13 protein-coding genes and 1 pseudogene are annotated in these 15,965 nt (G+C 53.4%); 7 read left to right on the forward strand and 7 right to left on the reverse strand.

The genetic code is table 11. The features are described from left to right. Nucleotides 1-65: 65 nt before the first annotated feature. Together DSM117340_RS06610 and DSM117340_RS06615 are read right to left on the reverse strand one after the other, a co-directional pair. A pseudogene (locus DSM117340_RS06610) lies at nt 66-1,262 on the reverse strand (IS3 family transposase). Between the two features lie 63 nt (nt 1,263-1,325). Continuing rightward, nucleotides 1,326-1,793 carry a hypothetical protein gene (locus DSM117340_RS06615; RefSeq protein WP_274961111.1) on the reverse strand — a complete coding sequence of 156 codons (468 nt, stop codon included), beginning with the start codon at nt 1,791-1,793 and terminating at the stop codon, nt 1,326-1,328. A gap of 117 nt (nt 1,794-1,910) precedes the next feature. On the opposite strand from DSM117340_RS06615, the gene DSM117340_RS06620 reads away from it, so the two are divergent. Genes DSM117340_RS06620 through DSM117340_RS06635 form a run of 4 tightly spaced genes read left to right on the forward strand, consistent with a single transcriptional unit; the run spans nt 1,911 to nt 6,023 of the window. After that, entirely contained in the window at nt 1,911-3,446 is a 1,536-nt protein-coding gene (locus DSM117340_RS06620; protein ID WP_089891402.1) for a cryptochrome/photolyase family protein, read from the forward strand. Then, a complete protein-coding gene (locus DSM117340_RS06625) occupies nt 3,443-4,987 on the forward strand; it encodes an FAD-binding domain-containing protein (RefSeq protein ID WP_089891399.1) in 1,545 nt (514 codons plus the stop codon). Before DSM117340_RS06620 ends, DSM117340_RS06625 begins: the two co-directional genes overlap by 4 nt. Further along, on the forward strand, nt 4,984-5,130 hold the full coding sequence (locus tag DSM117340_RS06630; protein ID WP_089891396.1) for a DUF2256 domain-containing protein: 147 nt from the start codon (nt 4,984-4,986) through the stop codon (nt 5,128-5,130). The genes DSM117340_RS06625 and DSM117340_RS06630 overlap by 4 nt, the downstream gene beginning before the upstream one ends. A 56-nt stretch (nt 5,131-5,186) precedes the next feature. Further along, nucleotides 5,187-6,023 (forward strand): fumarylacetoacetate hydrolase family protein, encoded by an 837-nt coding sequence (locus tag DSM117340_RS06635; RefSeq protein ID WP_089891393.1) that lies wholly within the window; start codon nt 5,187-5,189, stop codon nt 6,021-6,023. 56 nt (nt 6,024-6,079) lie between these two features. Here DSM117340_RS06635 and grxD read toward each other — a convergent pair whose 3' ends face one another. The 4 genes from grxD to DSM117340_RS06655 all read right to left on the reverse strand — a co-directional run bounded on the left by grxD (nt 6,080) and on the right by DSM117340_RS06655 (nt 9,070). Then, nucleotides 6,080-6,442 carry a Grx4 family monothiol glutaredoxin gene (gene grxD / locus DSM117340_RS06640; RefSeq protein ID WP_089891390.1) on the reverse strand — a complete coding sequence of 121 codons (363 nt, stop codon included), beginning with the start codon at nt 6,440-6,442 and terminating at the stop codon, nt 6,080-6,082. Nucleotides 6,443-6,453: 11 nt separating this feature from the next. Next, a complete protein-coding gene (locus DSM117340_RS06645; protein ID WP_089891387.1) occupies nt 6,454-6,690 on the reverse strand; it encodes a BolA/IbaG family iron-sulfur metabolism protein in 237 nt (78 codons plus the stop codon). A gap of 64 nt (nt 6,691-6,754) precedes the next feature. Next, nucleotides 6,755-8,920: a phosphoribosylformylglycinamidine synthase subunit PurL gene (purL, locus tag DSM117340_RS06650; RefSeq protein ID WP_089891384.1), complete on the reverse strand. Its 2,166-nt coding sequence runs from the start codon at nt 8,918-8,920 to the stop codon at nt 6,755-6,757. Between the two features lie 27 nt (nt 8,921-8,947). Beyond that, nucleotides 8,948-9,070 (reverse strand): hypothetical protein, encoded by a 123-nt coding sequence (locus tag DSM117340_RS06655; protein ID WP_271437056.1) that lies wholly within the window; start codon nt 9,068-9,070, stop codon nt 8,948-8,950. 26 nt (nt 9,071-9,096) lie between these two features. Between DSM117340_RS06655 and DSM117340_RS06660 the strand changes: the two genes are divergently transcribed. Together DSM117340_RS06660 and DSM117340_RS06665 are read left to right on the forward strand one after the other, a co-directional pair. Continuing rightward, a complete protein-coding gene (locus DSM117340_RS06660; protein WP_089891381.1) occupies nt 9,097-10,116 on the forward strand; it encodes a pyridoxal-phosphate dependent enzyme in 1,020 nt (339 codons plus the stop codon). Beyond that, nucleotides 10,113-11,246: a Xaa-Pro peptidase family protein gene (locus DSM117340_RS06665; protein WP_089891378.1), complete on the forward strand. Its 1,134-nt coding sequence runs from the start codon at nt 10,113-10,115 to the stop codon at nt 11,244-11,246. The genes DSM117340_RS06660 and DSM117340_RS06665 overlap by 4 nt, the downstream gene beginning before the upstream one ends. A gap of 172 nt (nt 11,247-11,418) precedes the next feature. Here the strand turns inward: DSM117340_RS06665 and DSM117340_RS06670 are convergent, their stop codons facing one another. After that, on the reverse strand, nt 11,419-12,324 hold the full coding sequence (locus DSM117340_RS06670) for a LysR family transcriptional regulator (protein WP_089891375.1): 906 nt from the start codon (nt 12,322-12,324) through the stop codon (nt 11,419-11,421). Nucleotides 12,325-12,479: 155 nt separating this feature from the next. Here DSM117340_RS06670 and DSM117340_RS06675 point away from each other — a divergent pair, with 155 nt between their 5' ends. Next, the gene (locus DSM117340_RS06675; protein WP_272867326.1) at nt 12,480-15,923 is read left to right on the forward strand and encodes an indolepyruvate ferredoxin oxidoreductase family protein; all 3,444 of its coding nucleotides are present in this window, start codon (nt 12,480-12,482) and stop codon (nt 15,921-15,923) included. Nucleotides 15,924-15,965: the final 42 nt, after the last annotated feature.

Genomic DNA, 15,965 nt, shown 5'->3' on the forward strand with positions numbered 1-15,965 from the left:
CCAATGAAGTGGTCTTGCCTTTTAGTACAGGCTTGCGGCTTTGCTAAGATGCATCTGGTTTATATTCATGCCGCTTTTCGTGTTTCACTTTTTTCGAAGTATGCCGCGTCTGGCGTGCGCTTGTCGAGGTCGGTGTGAGGCCGCTCTGCGTTGTAAAAGCCGATCTAGTCGTCGATAATCTTTTTGGCTTGAAAGCCGTTGTTGATCTCGTGCAGATACACTGCCTCCTGCTTCAGGGATCGCCAGAGCCGCTCGATGAAGATGTTGTCCAGATAGCGGCCCCGCCCATACATAGAGATTTTGATATCGGCCTTCGTCAGCGTTTTGATCGAATCCGCGCCCGTGTATTGGCTACCCTGGACGCCCTCCTAAGTGTCAAGCCGCGATTTGAGCCTGAGTGATCTATTTGTGCCGTTGCGCGATGATGTTGAAGACTTCACGCGCGATGTATCTTTTTAGGCATCCAACGTATTTGACAGCCGCCAGGACAGCACTTTGCGTGTTGCCCAATCCATGATTGTCACCAGATACAAGAAGCCGTTCTTCACTGGAATGTAGGTAATGTCGCTGCACCAAACATGGTTGGGCCGCGTAATCGACAGCTTTCTCAATAAGTATGGCCAGATCTTATGCTGCGGGTGCTTCTTGCTGGTGTTAGGCCCTTTGTAGATGGCCTGCAGTCCCATGATGCTCATCAGGCGACGCACGCGATGCCGTCCTGCCGAGAACCTTGATTGGGGCAGATACGCCGCGATCTGGCGGCTGCCAAAGAACGGATACTTCGTAAATATTCGGTCAATCTCATGCATCAGATCAATCGTTGCCTGATCAAAGCCAACAGGCGTTTAATAGATTGAGGACCGGCTGATTTTGAGCAGCTTACACTGGCGCGTCAGGCTAAGGTCGGTGTTGTCCTTGCGGGTCATCTGGCGGCGTTCAGACGGGCTCATCCCCTCTCACGCATTAAACATGCGTTGCCGGGCAACGGCATTCAGCCCTCGTGACAAAAAATCATTTTCCACCGCCAGCTGACCAATCTTGGCATGAAGCTCTTTGATCTCGCCGTCTTTGTTCTCAGCCTTTTTGACCTTATCCGAGAAAACGTTGGCCTTGCCTTCAATTGCCTGCCGTTTCCACGTGCTCACCTGCGTAGGGTGAAGCTGGCGCTTCGCTGCAATCTCCTGCACCGTCTTGTCACCGCGCAATGCTTCAAGCGCCACAGTAGCTTTGAACTTGTCTGAAAAATTCCGTCGCTTTGTCATTCTTGTATCCATTTAATCGGGTTGGATACATCTTAGCACGCTGTCCGAATTTGCCGGACCACTTCAGGCGTTCATTGGTTCTATTTTGTAAGCAGTATATTCGCAGCCGTTGGCTGTATCCCATGCTATCTGATCTTCGTTCATCATGGGTTCATTAAGCGCTGCGAAATCGGTAATGTTAGCTAGAAAAATGAGTGAATGATCGTTCTCTTTTGCGACTGCCCAACTCGTGTGAGATGTACTGTTAGTAGACATGTTGTGCGCAAGCCTAGCAATCATCTCATCCCAAGTGCATTTGAATGTAATTCGCATACAAACATTCATGATTTTTACTCCAATTAATTTATAAAAAAGCTTACGCAGACTAACCGAGATTACAAGGTTGTTTACATAATTTGTAAAGTGGTAATGCTTTTTAGGACAGCATTCATAAAATTCTTCCGACATAATAATCAATATTGAGCACTTAGCTTCAACGAACAGTGTACTTATAGTGGTGTGTCTATTTTCAGGAGGGGTAAGGCCATCCATGGGAGAGGTTTGGATGCCTGAAACGCTTGATCCGCCAGCTTCCCTTTTTTATCAATTATTTGGTCTGTTTTGCTTTGGATGGCGTAATGCTCTCAAAGAGAGCAAAGCGAGACTTCTATGCAGGGCAAAGACCTTATCGTGATCCTTGGCGACCAGCTCAGTCATACATTGAGCGCGCTTGAGGCGAGCTCTGCGGGAAACTCAGTTGTTCTCATGGCGGAGGTGGCTGAAGAGACCTCGTACGTCTGGCATCATAAGAAGAAACTGGCCTTCGTTTTCTCGGCAATGCGTCATTTTTCTCAGGCTCTGTCTGCTGACGGTTGGGATGTGCGCTATCGTAGGCTGGATGATGAACATAATTGCGGCTCTTTGACGGGTGAAGTTTCTGCCTTGTTGGTGGACGGCGGGTTTGAGCGCGTTGTTATGACTGAGGCGGGAGAGCAGCGCGTCAGCGCGGCTTTTGAAGCAGTGAGCAAAGACTGGGCTGTGCCGCTTGTCGTCTTGCCTGATACGCGGTTTTTGGCAACGCATGAGGCATTTACCAGCTGGGCCGACGGGCGCAAGCAGCTTCGGATGGAGTATTTCTATCGAGAGATGCGGCGCAAGACGGGGCTCTTGATGCAAGGGGATCAACCAGAAGGAGGACAATGGAACTTTGATGCTGATAACCGTAAGCCAGCTAAGGCAGATTTGTTTATGCCGCAGCCCTTTCGTGTGGAGCCTGACGCCATCACTCAAGATGTGCTTGAGATGGTTGAGCGTGAGCGAGGGGCGCATTTTGGCGTCTTGGACGGGTTTTGGTTTGCTGTAGAGCGGCCACAGGCCCTTGAGGCGCTTGAGCAGTTTACCCGCGAGGCTTTGCCACGTTTTGGCGATTATCAAGATGCGATGCTGACAGGGGAGCCATTTCTTTATCACTCTGTTTTGGCACAATATATAAATATCGGGCTTCTTGATCCGCTCGAAGTCTGTCGGCGGGTGGAGCGCGCTTATTATGAGGGGCAGGCCCCGCTCAATGCTGTGGAAGGTTTTATTCGCCAGATCATTGGATGGCGTGAATACATGCGTGGAATCTACTGGCTTAAGCCTGAGGGGTATACTGATCAGAACTTCCTTGGTGCGCGCCGTGATCTGCCCCAGTTTTACTGGACGGGTGAGACAGGTATGGCGTGTATGGCAGCCGCGATTGGCCAGACACGTCAAGAAGCCTATGCGCATCATATCCAGAGGCTGATGGTGACAGGGAATTTTGCCATGCTGGCGGGGATTGATCCCAAGCAAGTCCATGAATGGTATCTGGCAGTGTATGCTGACGCTTATGAGTGGGTTGAAGCGCCCAATGTGATTGGCATGAGCCAGTTTGCCGATGGTGGTTTTCTTGGTTCGAAGCCCTATGCGGCGAGCGGAAACTACATCAACAAGATGTCGGATCATTGTGCGGGCTGTAAATACAGTGTGAGCCAGAAGACAGGTAAAGGGGCGTGTCCATTCAATGCGCTCTACTGGGATTTTCTCGCCCGCAATGAGGGCAAGCTGCGGGGCAACCCTCGGCTTGGGCAGATGTATGCCACTTGGGGGCGAATGAGTGAGATAAAGCAGCAAGAGTACCTTCAGAGCGCCGAGAAGACGCTGGAGGAGATCGAGACGCTATGAGGGTGCAAGACCTGCAAGTTGTCTGGTTTAAGCGTGATCTGAGGGCCTCTGATAACCGCGCTTTGGCGGCTGCAGCAGCACGTGGGCCTGTGCTGCCTCTTTATGTGGTGGAGCCTGAGCTTTGGGCACAGCGTGATATGTCCGCGCGGCAGTGGGAGTTTATAGCTGAAACACTCGTAGAGCTGCGGGAGGACATGACAAAGCTTGGGCAGGGGCTTGTTGTGCGTCGCGGAACAATGTGTGCGGTTTTGGATAGGATCAGAACCGAGCATGGTCGCTTCACGCTTTGGGCGCATGAAGAAACGGGCAATGGCTGGACCTTTGGGCGTGACAGGCGCGTCGCGGGATGGTGTCGCGCATCTGGCGTGCCCTTTTATGAGTTGAAAAACCACGGTGTCACGCGCGCTATGGCCACACGGAACGGCTGGGCGAACTCGTGGGACAGCTTTATGAGCGAACCCCTTACAGCTGCGCCCAAACTTCAGCCTTTGGCAGGTATTGATCTTGGACATATCCCGTCATCAAAGGATTTGGGGCTTGCGCCTGACCGCTGCGACGGACGGCAAAGAGGCACACGCAGCGTGGGGCTTGGGATACTCAGTAGTTTTCTGACTGAGCGCGCGCCACCCTATCGCAAAGCTATGTCTTCGCCGCTTGCGGGTGCGCGACATTGTTCGCGTCTCTCGCCGTATCTGGCGTGGGGGGCGCTTTCGATGCGGGAGGTGCATCAGGCGAACGAGCGCCGGCGTGCTGACGTAGCGGTGTTGCCGTCAGTTGACAGGCGCTTTAATGGCGCGCTCAAGGCCTTCTCAGGGCGACTCCATTGGCACTGTCACTTCATTCAAAAGCTCGAAGATGCGCCGAGGCTTGAGTATGAGAATTTGCATCGTGCTTATGACGGACTGCGGCCAAAGGCGGCGGATGCGACACGCTTAGGAGCTTTTTCCGAGGGCGAAACAGGGCTGCCTTTTGTGGATGCGTGTATGCGCAGTTTGCGCGCAACAGGCTGGCTCAATTTTCGGATGCGGGCCATGGTACAAGCGGTTGCGAGTTATCATCTTTGGCTTCCGTGGCAAGAAAGCGGAGCTGTTCTGGCGCGCCTCTTTACAGACTATGAGCCAGGTATTCATTGGAGCCAAGTCCAGATGCAGTCTGGGACAACAGGGATGAACACTGTGCGGATCTATAACCCAGTAAAACAAGGGCATGATCAAGATCCGACTGGCGCTTTTACACGGCGTTGGCTACCTGAACTTGCCGATATTGACGATGAGTATTTGCAAGAGCCGTGGCGTGCGTCAAATGCGGCGCAGATTTTGGGGCGGGCTTATCCTGAGCCTGTGGTGGAGCCGAGCGTAGCCGCAAAGGCTGCGCGTGAGGCAGTCTGGGCGGTACGTAAGGGGCCATCGTTTCGGGAAGAGACGCAGCGGCTCTTGGTTAAACATGCGTCTCGCAAGCCTGCGCGCGGGCGTGGCAAGAGCGCAAAGAAGGCATTGGACAAGACACAAATGAGCTTTTCCTTTGAGGGCGATAAAGAATGAAGATGCGTCGCAAGGGGGATCTGCCCCAGAAAATCTGTGCCTGTTGTGGAAAGCCGTTTGATTGGCGAAAAAAATGGGAAAAAGTCTGGGCGGAAGTTCGCTATTGCTCTGAGCGGTGTAAGAGAGAACGCCGTCAGAAATGAGGCGTTGCCTTGACCGCTCGGGGCGCTAGTCTGACCACAAAAGGGAGAGAATTGATATGAAGCTTTTACGCGTTGGGCCTGTGGGCCAAGAAAAGCCAGCCTGTCTGGATGCGACGGGTGTGATCCGCGATCTAACAGGCGTGGCTACCGACTTTGAAGGTGAGGGCGTATCTCTCGACGCGCTTGAGGCTTTGAAGGGCGTTGATTTGACGGCACTACCTGCCGTTGAGGGCAACTCACGGATTGGTGCGGCTGTTGCACGGGTCGAAACGTTTTATGCGATCGGCTTGAACTATGCGCAACATGCGGCTGAAGCTGGTATGGAGCCACCTAAAGAGCCGATTTTGTTTAATAAATCCGCTTCTTGCCTTGCTGGGCCGAATGATCCGCTGACCTTGCCCAAGGGCTCTGAGAAGAGCGATTGGGAAGTCGAACTCGGGGTCGTTATTGGCAAACGTGCGCAGAATGTCAGCGTCGAAGAGGCTCTGAGTTATGTGGCAGGCTATTGTGTGATCAATGACGTGTCAGAGCGTGCCTACCAGATTGAGCGTGGGGGGCAGTGGACGAAGGGCAAGTCGGCTCCTGGCTTTGGCCCTGTTGGGCCTTATTTGGTCACAGCGGATGAGGTGCCTGATCCGCAGGCGCTTGGGCTGCGGTTGAGTCTTAACGGCGAAATGGTGCAGGATAATTTTACGTCAGATATGATTTTCTCAGTTGCTGAAATAATTTCACATATGAGCGAGTTTATGGCGCTTGTGCCGGGTGATGTCATCGCGACCGGGACACCTGAAGGCGTTGGCATGGGTATGAAGCCACAGCGCTTCTTGCGCGTGGGCGATGTGATGGAACTTGAGATCGACGGGCTTGGTAGCCAGCGCACCGAAGTGATTTAAAACAAAAAACGCGGCCCAAAGGGGCCGCGTTTTTGCGATCTAAATATGCGTGAAGTTTATGCGTTGGCTTCACGGATTTTGTTGGCTGCGTCTTTGTCAAACGCTACACTGTTGTCTTCAAACAGCGTATCAAGTTCACCCGAGAGCATCATCTCAGTGATGATGTCGCAACCGCCTACAAACTCGCCTTTAACATAGAGTTGTGGAACTGTTGGCCAATCGGAGTAGTCTTTGACGCCTTGGCGAATGGCTTCATCCGCCAGAACGTTTACGTCTTGATAGTCAACGCTCATAAAATTAAGCACGCCCGCGACGCGTGAAGAAAAACCACATTGCGGCATTTCTTTTGTGCCTTTCATGTAGAGCACAACATCGTTGGATTTGACGGTTTGATCAATCTGGGTTTTTGCATCGGTCATGATTGTCTCGCTTATTCGGGGGCTTTTGTTGTGAGGGCAAGCGCGTGGAGCTCGCCATTGGGGCCGTCCATTTTGCCTTGTAGGGCGGCATAGACAGCGCGTTGTTGCTGAACGCGGTTCTTACTGCGGAAGCTTTCGTCAATGACCATAGCTGACATGTGAACACCGTCGCTGCCCGCGACTGTGATCTCCGCATCTGGAAAGGCTGCGCGCAGGATTGTCTCAAGTTCGTCTGCGTGGATCGCCATGTCTTTCTCTCCTTAGGTCGCTTCACAAAAGATGTAAGCTCGATGTCGCTTTTGCGCAAGCGGCTCAGGCAAAGGTTTCCGCGAAGCTGTTGCGGTAAATGTTGCGCAACTCTTCGAGTGGGGCTGTGATTGCGCCGAATGTTATGTCAGTGCCAGTGAACTTACCCACCGATGTAATTGGCACACCCGCCCGCATGGCCGCGCCCATGAGGGCTTCTGCTTGATCAAAGTTGCAAGCCACAAGGTAGCGCGCCTGATCCTCGCCAAAGAGCTCTTGCGTGTTTTCACTGTCGATTTGAACGCCAACATTTGAAGCTTCGGCCATTTCGAAAGCTGCCATGGCGAGGCCACCGTCAGAAAGATCAAGGCAGGCTGTGATCCATTCGTGGTGATCGCGGATAAAATCACCGTTGCGCTTTTCGGCAGCAAGATCAACGGCTGGGGCGTCGCCTTCTACGCGGTTGAACACTTCAGCAAGAAGGGCCGATTGGCCAAGGTGGCCTTCGGTATCGCCGATCAGAAGCGCAACATGGCCTTCGCGCGCTTGGCCTAAAATTGCTTGGTCTTCGTGGGCGATGAGGCCTACGGCAGCGATCGTCGGAGTGGGAAGAATGCCTGTACCGTCTGTTTCGTTGTAGAGGCTGACATTGCCTGAAACGATTGGCATATCAAGTGCGAGAACCGCTTCGCCGATCCCTTGGATTGCGCCAACGAATTGGCCCATGATCTCTGGCTTCTCGGGGTTACCGAAGTTGAGGTTGTCAGTGCTTGCAAGAGGCTTTGCGCCTGCAGCTGTCAAGTTTCGGTAGGCTTCAGCTACGGCTTGTTTACCGCCTTCAACGGGGTTGGCCATAACATAACGAGGTGTAACATCAGAGGTAAATGCTAGCAGCTTGTCTGTACCGTGAACACGTACAACGCCTGCGCCAAATCCTGGTGTGCGAACTGTATCGGCCATCACCATTGTGTCATATTGCTCATAGATCCACTGCTTGCCTGCGTAGTTTGGCGAGGCGAGAAGAGCCTTGAGGCCATCGACTGGATCAACCTGCGGCACATCGCTGTTGACGAGCGGTGTTGCAGCGGGTGTCGCAACCCATGGGCGATCATATTCGGGTGCGGAACCTGAGAGTGTTGCGAGGGGCAAGTCTGCCTTGAGCTCGTTGCCGTGCATAATGATGAAGCGGTCTTCAGCAATGGTTTCGCCGACAATGGCAAAATCAAGATCCCACTTTACAAATACAGCGCGCGCTTCGGCTTCCAGCGCTGGATTGAGAACCATCAACATGCGCTCCTGAGATTCTGACAACATCATCTCGTAGGCTGTCATATCTTTTTCGCGTTGTGGCACATCGTTGAGCTGGAGGCGCACACCAAGGCCGCCTTTGTCGCCCATTTCAACAGCTGAGCAGGTGAGGCCAGCGGCGCCCATGTCTTGAATTGAGATCACAGCCCCTGTGGCCATCAGCTCGAGCGTTGCCTCCATGAGGCGCTTTTCTGTGAAGGGGTCGCCAACCTGAACAGTCGGGCGTTTTTCCTCAATCGTCTCGTCAAACTCGGCTGAGGCCATCGTCGCGCCGCCGACACCGTCGCGGCCTGTTTTGGCTCCGAGATAAACAACGGGCATACCGACGCCAGAGGCGGCGGAGTAAAAAATCTTGTCTGCATCGGCGAGACCCGCGGCAAAAGCATTCACAAGGCAGTTGCCATTATAGGCAGGATCAAAGCGGACTTCGCCGCCGACGGTGGGGACGCCGAAACAGTTGCCGTAGCCACCGATACCCTCGACCACGCCGTGAACGAGCTGGCGTGTTTTGGGGTGATCTTTTTCACCAAAACTAAGCGAGTTCATCGCGGCAATAGGGCGGGCGCCCATCGTAAACACGTCACGCAGAATGCCGCCCACACCTGTAGCTGCGCCTTGGTAGGGTTCGATGTAGCTCGGGTGGTTATGACTTTCCATTTTGAAAATCACGGCCTGTCCGTCGCCGATATCGACCACACCTGCGTTTTCTCCTGGACCGCATATGACTTGTGGCCCTTCTGTAGGGAGGGTGCGCAGCCATTTTTTGGAAGACTTGTAAGAACAGTGTTCATTCCACATAGCCGAAAAGATGCCGAGCTCCGTGAATGTCGGCTCGCGGCCAATGATCTCAAGGATGCGCTCGTATTCGTCAGGCGAAAGGCCATGCGCTTTGATCAGGTCTGGGGTGATGGCGGGCTCGGTCATGGCAGCAATCCTTGCAAGGCAGAGGTATTATTCTTGCGGTTTGTCATAGGCCAACTCCTCAGAATGTAAAAGCTGAAAGCTTAGTTTTTTGACCAAATCAGAGGCGGCTTTGCGCCGCAGAGCCGCTTGACCTGAGGTTGAATATGGCATTTTGATAGCCTCCATATATTTAGGAGCTGAAATTGATCGAAAATCCCTTTCTGGGCGTGGGCCTGAATGATGTTTCTCTCGCAGAAATTCCGATGCCGAGCGTTGATGCGACGACGCCTCGGAAATTGCTCGAGCGATGCCCAGAGGCTGGTCCAACGCCACTTGTAGCGCTTGGCTCCTTTGCTGGTGCGGGGTCTGTTTTTGTCAAAGACGAACGGGACCGCATGGGGCTTGGGTCATTCAAGGCACTGGGGGCGGCCTATGTGATCGCTTGTGAAGCGGCGGCTGGGCGTGCTGCAGGGCAAACGTTTGTTTGTGCGAGTGCAGGCAATCATGGGCTTTCGGTTGCTGCAGGGGCGCAGGCCTTTAAGGCCAAGGCGGTAATTTATTTGAGCCGTACTGTGCCTGAAGCTTTCGCTGAACGCCTTCGCGCCCGGGGAGCAGAAGTGCGACGTGTGGATGGGAGCTATGAAGAGAGCATGGAGGCCGCTGCCAAAGCAGCTGTCGTGGAAGGCTTTAAGCTTTTGTCTGATAGTTCTTGGCCGGGTTATACTGAATATCCCTTTCGGCTGATGGAGGGATATCTTGCGATGGCAGCTGAAGCGGCTGAGGCGATGCCCGAGCCGCCCACCCATATATTCTTGCAAGCAGGCGTTGGAGGTCTAGCGGCCGCTTGCGCTGCATATTTTCGCAAGGTTTGGGGCGATGGCCCAAAGATTATCGTCGTGGAACCAGAAGCTGCGCCTGCGTTAAAAGACTGTATTGCGGCGGGTAAGTTTGTAACTGCTGCAGGACCAGAGTCTTGCATGGGCCGTCTGGATTGCAAAGAAGCCTCTCTGATTGCGTTGAACGGACTGGCGCGCGACGCAAACGCTTTTATGACGATCACAGAGGAAGAGTCCGTGGCTGCACTGCCGCTTTTGGAGGATGTTGGGCTGCAAACGACACCTTCCGGCGGAGCGGGCCTGGCGGGGCTTATGGGGCTTGCTCCGCTCGGATCTGAAGCGCGCGTGTTGTGTATTGTGAGCGAAGGACCAGAAAGATGAGACGCGGATTTGATGTTGGTGAATTCAAGGCGCGTGTAAAAGCGGCGCAACGCGCCATGGCGCGCCACGAGCTGGCCGCGATTTTGCTGACAACAGAGCCAGAAGTGCGCTATTTTACTGGCTTCCAGACGCGATTTTGGGAGAGCCCGAGCCGGCCTTGGTTTGTCATTATTCCTCAAAGCGGTGATCCAATTGCTGTTATCCCCTCGATTGGTGAAGCTTTGATGCGGCGCACTTGGGTGAGTGATATTCGAACATGGAGCGCGCCTGATCCAATTGATGACGGGGTTTCTCTATTGACTGAGGCGCTTCGGGAAATTGCGAGTGGCGGTAAGATTGGCGTGCCGTCCGGAATGGAAAGTCACTTGCGAATGCCGCTCGCCGATTTTGGCCGCTTACAGGCAGCTGGGCTCGTGTTTGGCGATGATGCGGGCATTATTGCGCAGCTACGCGCTGTGAAGACTGAAGCCGAAATTGAGAAAATTGCGAAAGCTTGCAGTATTGCGGGTCGTGCCTTTGACCGCGTTGGAGAAGTCGCACGTCAAGGTGCGAAGCTTGACAGTGTGTTCCGTGGTTTTCAGGGACTTTTGCTGGAGGAGGGGGCAGATTGGGTTCCTTATCTTGCGGGCGGTGCCGGACCGACGGGCTATAGCGATGTGATCTCGCCTGCCGGGCCGCAACCCTTAGCGATGGGGGACGTGCTGATGCTCGATACCGGGGCTGTTTGGGACGGTTACTTCTGTGATTTTGACCGTAACTTTTCAATTGGAGTGCCTGCACGCAGGTCGGCGGCATCTTGGAGCCAGTTGCTGGAAGCCACTCTCGCTGGATTTGAGGCGGCAAAACCGGGTGCGGAAGCTGCGGATGTGTGGCGTGCGATGGCATCTGTTGTTGGCACGGGGGAAACGGCTGGACGGCTGGGACACGGACTTGGAATGCAGTTAACAGAGGGGCTGTCCTTGACCGCGCGTGATCATACAGTGCTGGAAGCGGGGATGGTGATCACACTTGAGCCAGGGATTGAGACAGGCGATGGAATGATGCTCGTGCATGAGGAAAACATCGTGATCCGTGAAGGAGGCGCTCAAATCTTGTCACCATGGGCGAGTGGAGCAATGCCTGTTCTTTAGGCAAAAAAAAGGCCGAGCGCAAAGCTCGGCCGAAGTCCAACAGGGAGGTATGAAAGCGATAAATCATCGCTGTCAGGACTGCGTATAGGCCTCACGCCAGTTTCGATCAAGGTAAAAAATGCCGCAGGTGCAGCATGACCGATATGCGTCTTATGCATGGCTTGCGTAAATTTTACTCAAACCGCTGATTTTTAACCTGTTTACGATATGCGGAGATCTCGTCTTGGACAAAATCTCTAAAGGCACCGATGCGTTTTGAGTGCCGAAGTTCTTCAGGATAGGCGAGGAAAACTGGGATATCGCCACTGTCAGCTTCTTCTAGAAGCGGAATAAGCTGAGGGAAGTCATTGGCGACATACTCTGGCAGAACACCGATTCCCAAATTGTTGAGGGTGGCCTGCAGCACACCAAAGTAGTTGTTGACGGTGAGCAGAGAGTCGATCTCATAGCTCATCAGGGCGTTTACCATGCTTGCCGCAGCGCCCACTTGTGTTGAGCGTACGTTTTGACAAATGAGACGGTGATGAGCCAGATCTTCCATGCGTTTTGGTGCGCCTCGCAGGTCAAGATATTCCTTCGTCGCAAATAGACGCATCCGAACAGTCATCAGGCGCTTGCGGATCAGATCGGCCTGACTTGGCTCTTTCATGCGGATGGCCACATCAGCTTCTCGCATAGGAAGATCAAGCACGCGTTCTTCAAGCATCAGATCAATCTTCAGGTCTGGATACTTTTCATAGAGGCGCGCAAGGCGCGGCGCGAGCCAAAGAGACCCAAAGCCGATTGTCGTTGTGACGCGCAGCTCACCAAAGACTTCTTCTTCGCTGTCTTTGATGCGCGCTGTGGCCGCATCGAGACGCTTGATCATGGCGCGCGTGGCATCAAAGAGTAGCTCGCCTTGCTCCGTGAGGATCAGACCACGTGCGTGCCTGTGAAACAATGTTGTGTTGAGGGATTCTTCTAGTCCGCGCATTTGACGGGAGACAGCCGATTGGGACAGATTGAGGGTCTCCCCAGCGTGCGTGAGGCTTCCTGCGTCAGCGACTGCGTGAAATATCCTGAGTTTATCCCAATCCATTTTAAAAACTTTCTGCTCTTTTCTGTCTTGTCTGTGCAAGAATACTATTCAGGTAACCGTAACGTAACGAAACTTCGCATGAAATACGAATTTCTATTTATAGGTCAACTTTTATGACCTAACATAGGGGGAATAACTTGCCTATATTGGCAAGATTGTCATGTGATGGGAGGCGCACGATGAGCGATCAGAAAGTTTCTTTGAACGACAGGTTTGATCTTACAAAGTCACCTGTTTTGTTGAATGGCACACAAGCGCTTGTCCGTTTGATGCTGACGCAAAAAGAGCGTGATCGTGCAGCTGGGTTTGCGACTGCTGGCTATGTTACAGGATATCGCGGTTCTCCTCTCGGCGCTGTGGATATGCAAATGAGCCGCGCCGAAAAAATCCTGACAGAGAACGATGTAAAGTTTCAGGCGGGCTTGAATGAAGATTTGGCAGCCACTGCGCTATGGGGCAGTCAGCAGGCCGAGCTGCGAGGCGAGGGCAAGTTCGACGGGGTGTTTGGCCTTTGGTACGGTAAAGGGCCAGGCGTTGACCGCTCTGGCGATGTATTTCGTCACGCAAATATGGCAGGCACGAGTGCCAAAGGCGGTGTTCTCGTCGCGATGGGCGATGATCACACGGGTGAAAGCTCAACTGTTTTGCATCAAAGCGAATGGGCTTTGATTGACGCCTACATGCCGATTGTCTCACCTGCGGGTGTGCAGGAGGTTATTGATTATGGTGTGTATGGTTGGGCGCTGAGCCGTTTTGCAGGCCTCTGGGTCGGGCTTAAGACTATGAAGGATACCATTGAGGCGACCGCCGTCGTTGATGGTGATCCGAACCGTGTTAATCTTGTTTTGCCCGAATTTGATATGCCCCAAGGTGGGCTGAACATTCGTCTGGTCGACACGCCGCATGAGCAAGAAGCGCGGATGATTGATTATAAGCGTTTTGCGGCGGAAGCGTTTAGCCATGCCAACAAGATGGATAAGCGCGTTTGGGGCAAAGCCGGTGCGAAGATCGGGTTTGTGGCGGCGGGCAAGAACTGGCTTGATCTCTGTCATGCTCTCTCGCTGCTTGGGATTGACGAAGCGGAGGCTGAGCGGCTTGGCGTGACAACTTATAAAGTCGGGCAAACCTTCCCCCTTGATATGCGTGGCTTTAGTGACTGGGCCGATGGGCTTGATTTGATTGTTGTCGTCGAAGAAAAGCGTAAATTGATTGAGGTTCAGATCAAAGAAGCTCTGTTTGATGTGCGCAAAGGCCGTCGCGTCTACGGCTGGTATAAGGGTGGGGCAGGTGGCATTCACCGCGAGGAGCTTTTCCCGACGCGTGGCGCGCTTGATCCAGTTTGGATTGCCGAGAAGCTCGGTGATATTTTGGTTGAAGAGGGGCGCGGAACCGATGGCGTCAAGGCGGGTTTGGCGAGGATCGCTGAAGCGCGACGCGCGGATAACGCAGAAGATATTGCAGCGCGGCTGCCGTATTTTTGCGCGGGTTGCCCGCATAACTCTTCCACAAAAGTTCCCGATGGGAGCCGTGCTTATGCAGGGATTGGCTGTCATTACATGGTTCAATGGATGGACAGAAATACTCTTGGATCAACTCAGATGGGTGGAGAGGGTGCGAACTGGATTGGTGAGGCACCATTTTCAACCCGTGCGCATGTGTTCCAGAACCTAGGCGATGGAACGTATAACCACTCCGGTATTCAGGCGATCCGCGCGGCTCTCGCGGCAGGTACGAATATTACTTACAAAGTACTCTACAATGATGCAGTTGCGATGACGGGTGGGCAGTCAAACGAGGGCGAGCTGGATGCGCCCAAGATTGTAGCCGAGTTGAAAGCAATGGGCGTGAAGGATTTGGCAATTGTTTATGACGACAAAGAAGATGTCGACATGAACTTATTCCCACAAGATATTGAAATTAAGTCAAGAGAGCACTTGATGGAAGTGCAGGAGCGAATGGAGGCTGCAGAGGGTGTCTCGGCGATTGTCTATATTCAAACCTGTGCCGCGGAGAAGCGCCGCCGGCGAAAGCGTGGGCTGTTTCCAGACCCTGACAAGCGGGTGTTTATCAATACAGATGTGTGCGAAGGCTGTGGCGATTGTGGTGTACAATCCAACTGTGTAGCGATCACACCTGTCGAAACTGAACTTGGCCGCAAGCGCGCGATTGACCAGTCTGCATGCAATAAAGATTTCAGCTGCCTAAAGGGCTTTTGCCCTAGTTTTGTGACCCTAGAGGGCGCCACACCCAAGAAAGCGGCAACCGCGACCCTTGAATTGCCCGATATGCCGATGCCTGAACTGCCAACAATTGTTGGGACGCATAATGTTGTCATCACAGGGGTTGGTGGCACAGGGGTTGTAACCATTGGTGCGGTCCTCGCTCAAGCAGCGCAGATTGATGGCAAAGGTGCTGGCATGATGGAGATGGCGGGGCTCGCTCAGAAGGGCGGTGCGGTGCACATTCATTGCCGTATTGCTGAGAAGCCTAGCGATATCACGGCGATCCGTGTTGCGACTGGCGAAGCGCATGTGCTGATCGGCGGCGATATGGTTGTCAGTGCTGGAGCAAAGACGCTTGGCTTGACGCGCACGGGGCAGACTGGGGCTGTGGTCAACGCACACCAGACAACCACGGGCGACTTTACCCGCGATACTGAATTCAAGCTTCCGTTTGATCGCCTTGAGCTGCAGCTCGAAGCGCGCCTCAAGGATCGGCTCAGTCTGTTTGACGCATCTGATCTCGCCAAAGTGCTGTTGGGGGATAGTATTTTCTCCAACATGATGGTTTTTGGTGGCGCATGGCAGCGTGGATTTGTGCCCGTAAGCTATGAGGCGATCATGGCTGCCATTGGGCTCAACGGGGCTGCGGTTGAGCGCAATCAGCGGGCCTTTGATTTGGGGCGTTGGGCTGTGCTCTATCCTGATGAGGCACACCGCTTTATAACCTCAACTGTGGAGTCCAAGTCGCTCTCTCTGAAGGAGAAAATTGATTTTCGTGCGGGTAAGCTTGTGGACTACCAGAATGCCGCCTTGGCTTCACAATACAGAACATTCGTTGACCGCTTTCAGGACGAGCACCTGAAAGAAGCTGTCGCCAAAGGCTATCATAAACTGTTGGCCTATAAGGATGAATACGAAGTTGCTCGGTTGCTCCTGAGCTCCCAAGAGAAGGCAGAGGCTGAGTTTGATGGTGACTTTAAGATGAGTTATCATATGGCCCCACCACTCCTTTCCAAGTTTGGGCACGACGGGCGCCCCCAGAAGCGGCAGTTCGGACCAGGAATGAAACGCTGGCTTAAACTTCTTGCGAAGATGAAGGGTTTGCGCGGCACGCCTTTTGATCTTTTTGGTCGGACTGAAGAGCGCAAAATGGAGCGGTCTTTAATTGCGCAATACGAGCGGGACATGGGGGAGGTCTTGCAGAAGGTGAGACCGGAAACCCTTGATATTGCTGTTGCTCTGGCAGAATTGCCGCTCAAAATTCGCGGATTTGGCCCTGTGAAAGCGCAGAACGAAGCCAAGGCGGCCAAGGAACGAGAAGCTCTTCTTCAGCAGTTGCGCAGCGGTGGGGCGCCACTCTTAAAAGCTGCAGAATAAGAGGCGTGTCATAGCGTTGTCATAAACACTAGCCAGATTAAA

It is taken from the genome of Lentibacter algarum, assembly GCF_040580765.1.
Taxonomy (GTDB): domain Bacteria; phylum Pseudomonadota; class Alphaproteobacteria; order Rhodobacterales; family Rhodobacteraceae; genus Lentibacter; species Lentibacter algarum.

Excerpts from the sequence above, each read along its gene's own strand:
- DSM117340_RS06615 (WP_274961111.1), bottom strand. The coding sequence starts at position 1,793 with ATGGATGGCCTTACCCCTCCTGAAAATAGACACACCACTATAAGTACA.
- DSM117340_RS06620 (WP_089891402.1), top strand. The coding sequence starts at position 1,911 with ATGCAGGGCAAAGACCTTATCGTGATCCTTGGCGACCAGCTCAGTCAT.
- DSM117340_RS06625 (WP_089891399.1), top strand. The coding sequence starts at position 3,443 with ATGAGGGTGCAAGACCTGCAAGTTGTCTGGTTTAAGCGTGATCTGAGG.
- DSM117340_RS06630 (WP_089891396.1), top strand. The coding sequence starts at position 4,984 with ATGAAGATGCGTCGCAAGGGGGATCTGCCCCAGAAAATCTGTGCCTGT.
- DSM117340_RS06635 (WP_089891393.1), top strand. The coding sequence starts at position 5,187 with ATGAAGCTTTTACGCGTTGGGCCTGTGGGCCAAGAAAAGCCAGCCTGT.
- grxD (WP_089891390.1), bottom strand. The coding sequence starts at position 6,442 with ATGACCGATGCAAAAACCCAGATTGATCAAACCGTCAAATCCAACGAT.
- DSM117340_RS06645 (WP_089891387.1), bottom strand. The coding sequence starts at position 6,690 with ATGGCGATCCACGCAGACGAACTTGAGACAATCCTGCGCGCAGCCTTT.
- purL (WP_089891384.1), bottom strand. The coding sequence starts at position 8,920 with ATGACCGAGCCCGCCATCACCCCAGACCTGATCAAAGCGCATGGCCTT.
- DSM117340_RS06655 (WP_271437056.1), bottom strand. The coding sequence starts at position 9,070 with ATGCCATATTCAACCTCAGGTCAAGCGGCTCTGCGGCGCAAAGCCGCC.
- DSM117340_RS06665 (WP_089891378.1), top strand. The coding sequence starts at position 10,113 with ATGAGACGCGGATTTGATGTTGGTGAATTCAAGGCGCGTGTAAAAGCG.
- DSM117340_RS06670 (WP_089891375.1), bottom strand. The coding sequence starts at position 12,324 with ATGGATTGGGATAAACTCAGGATATTTCACGCAGTCGCTGACGCAGGA.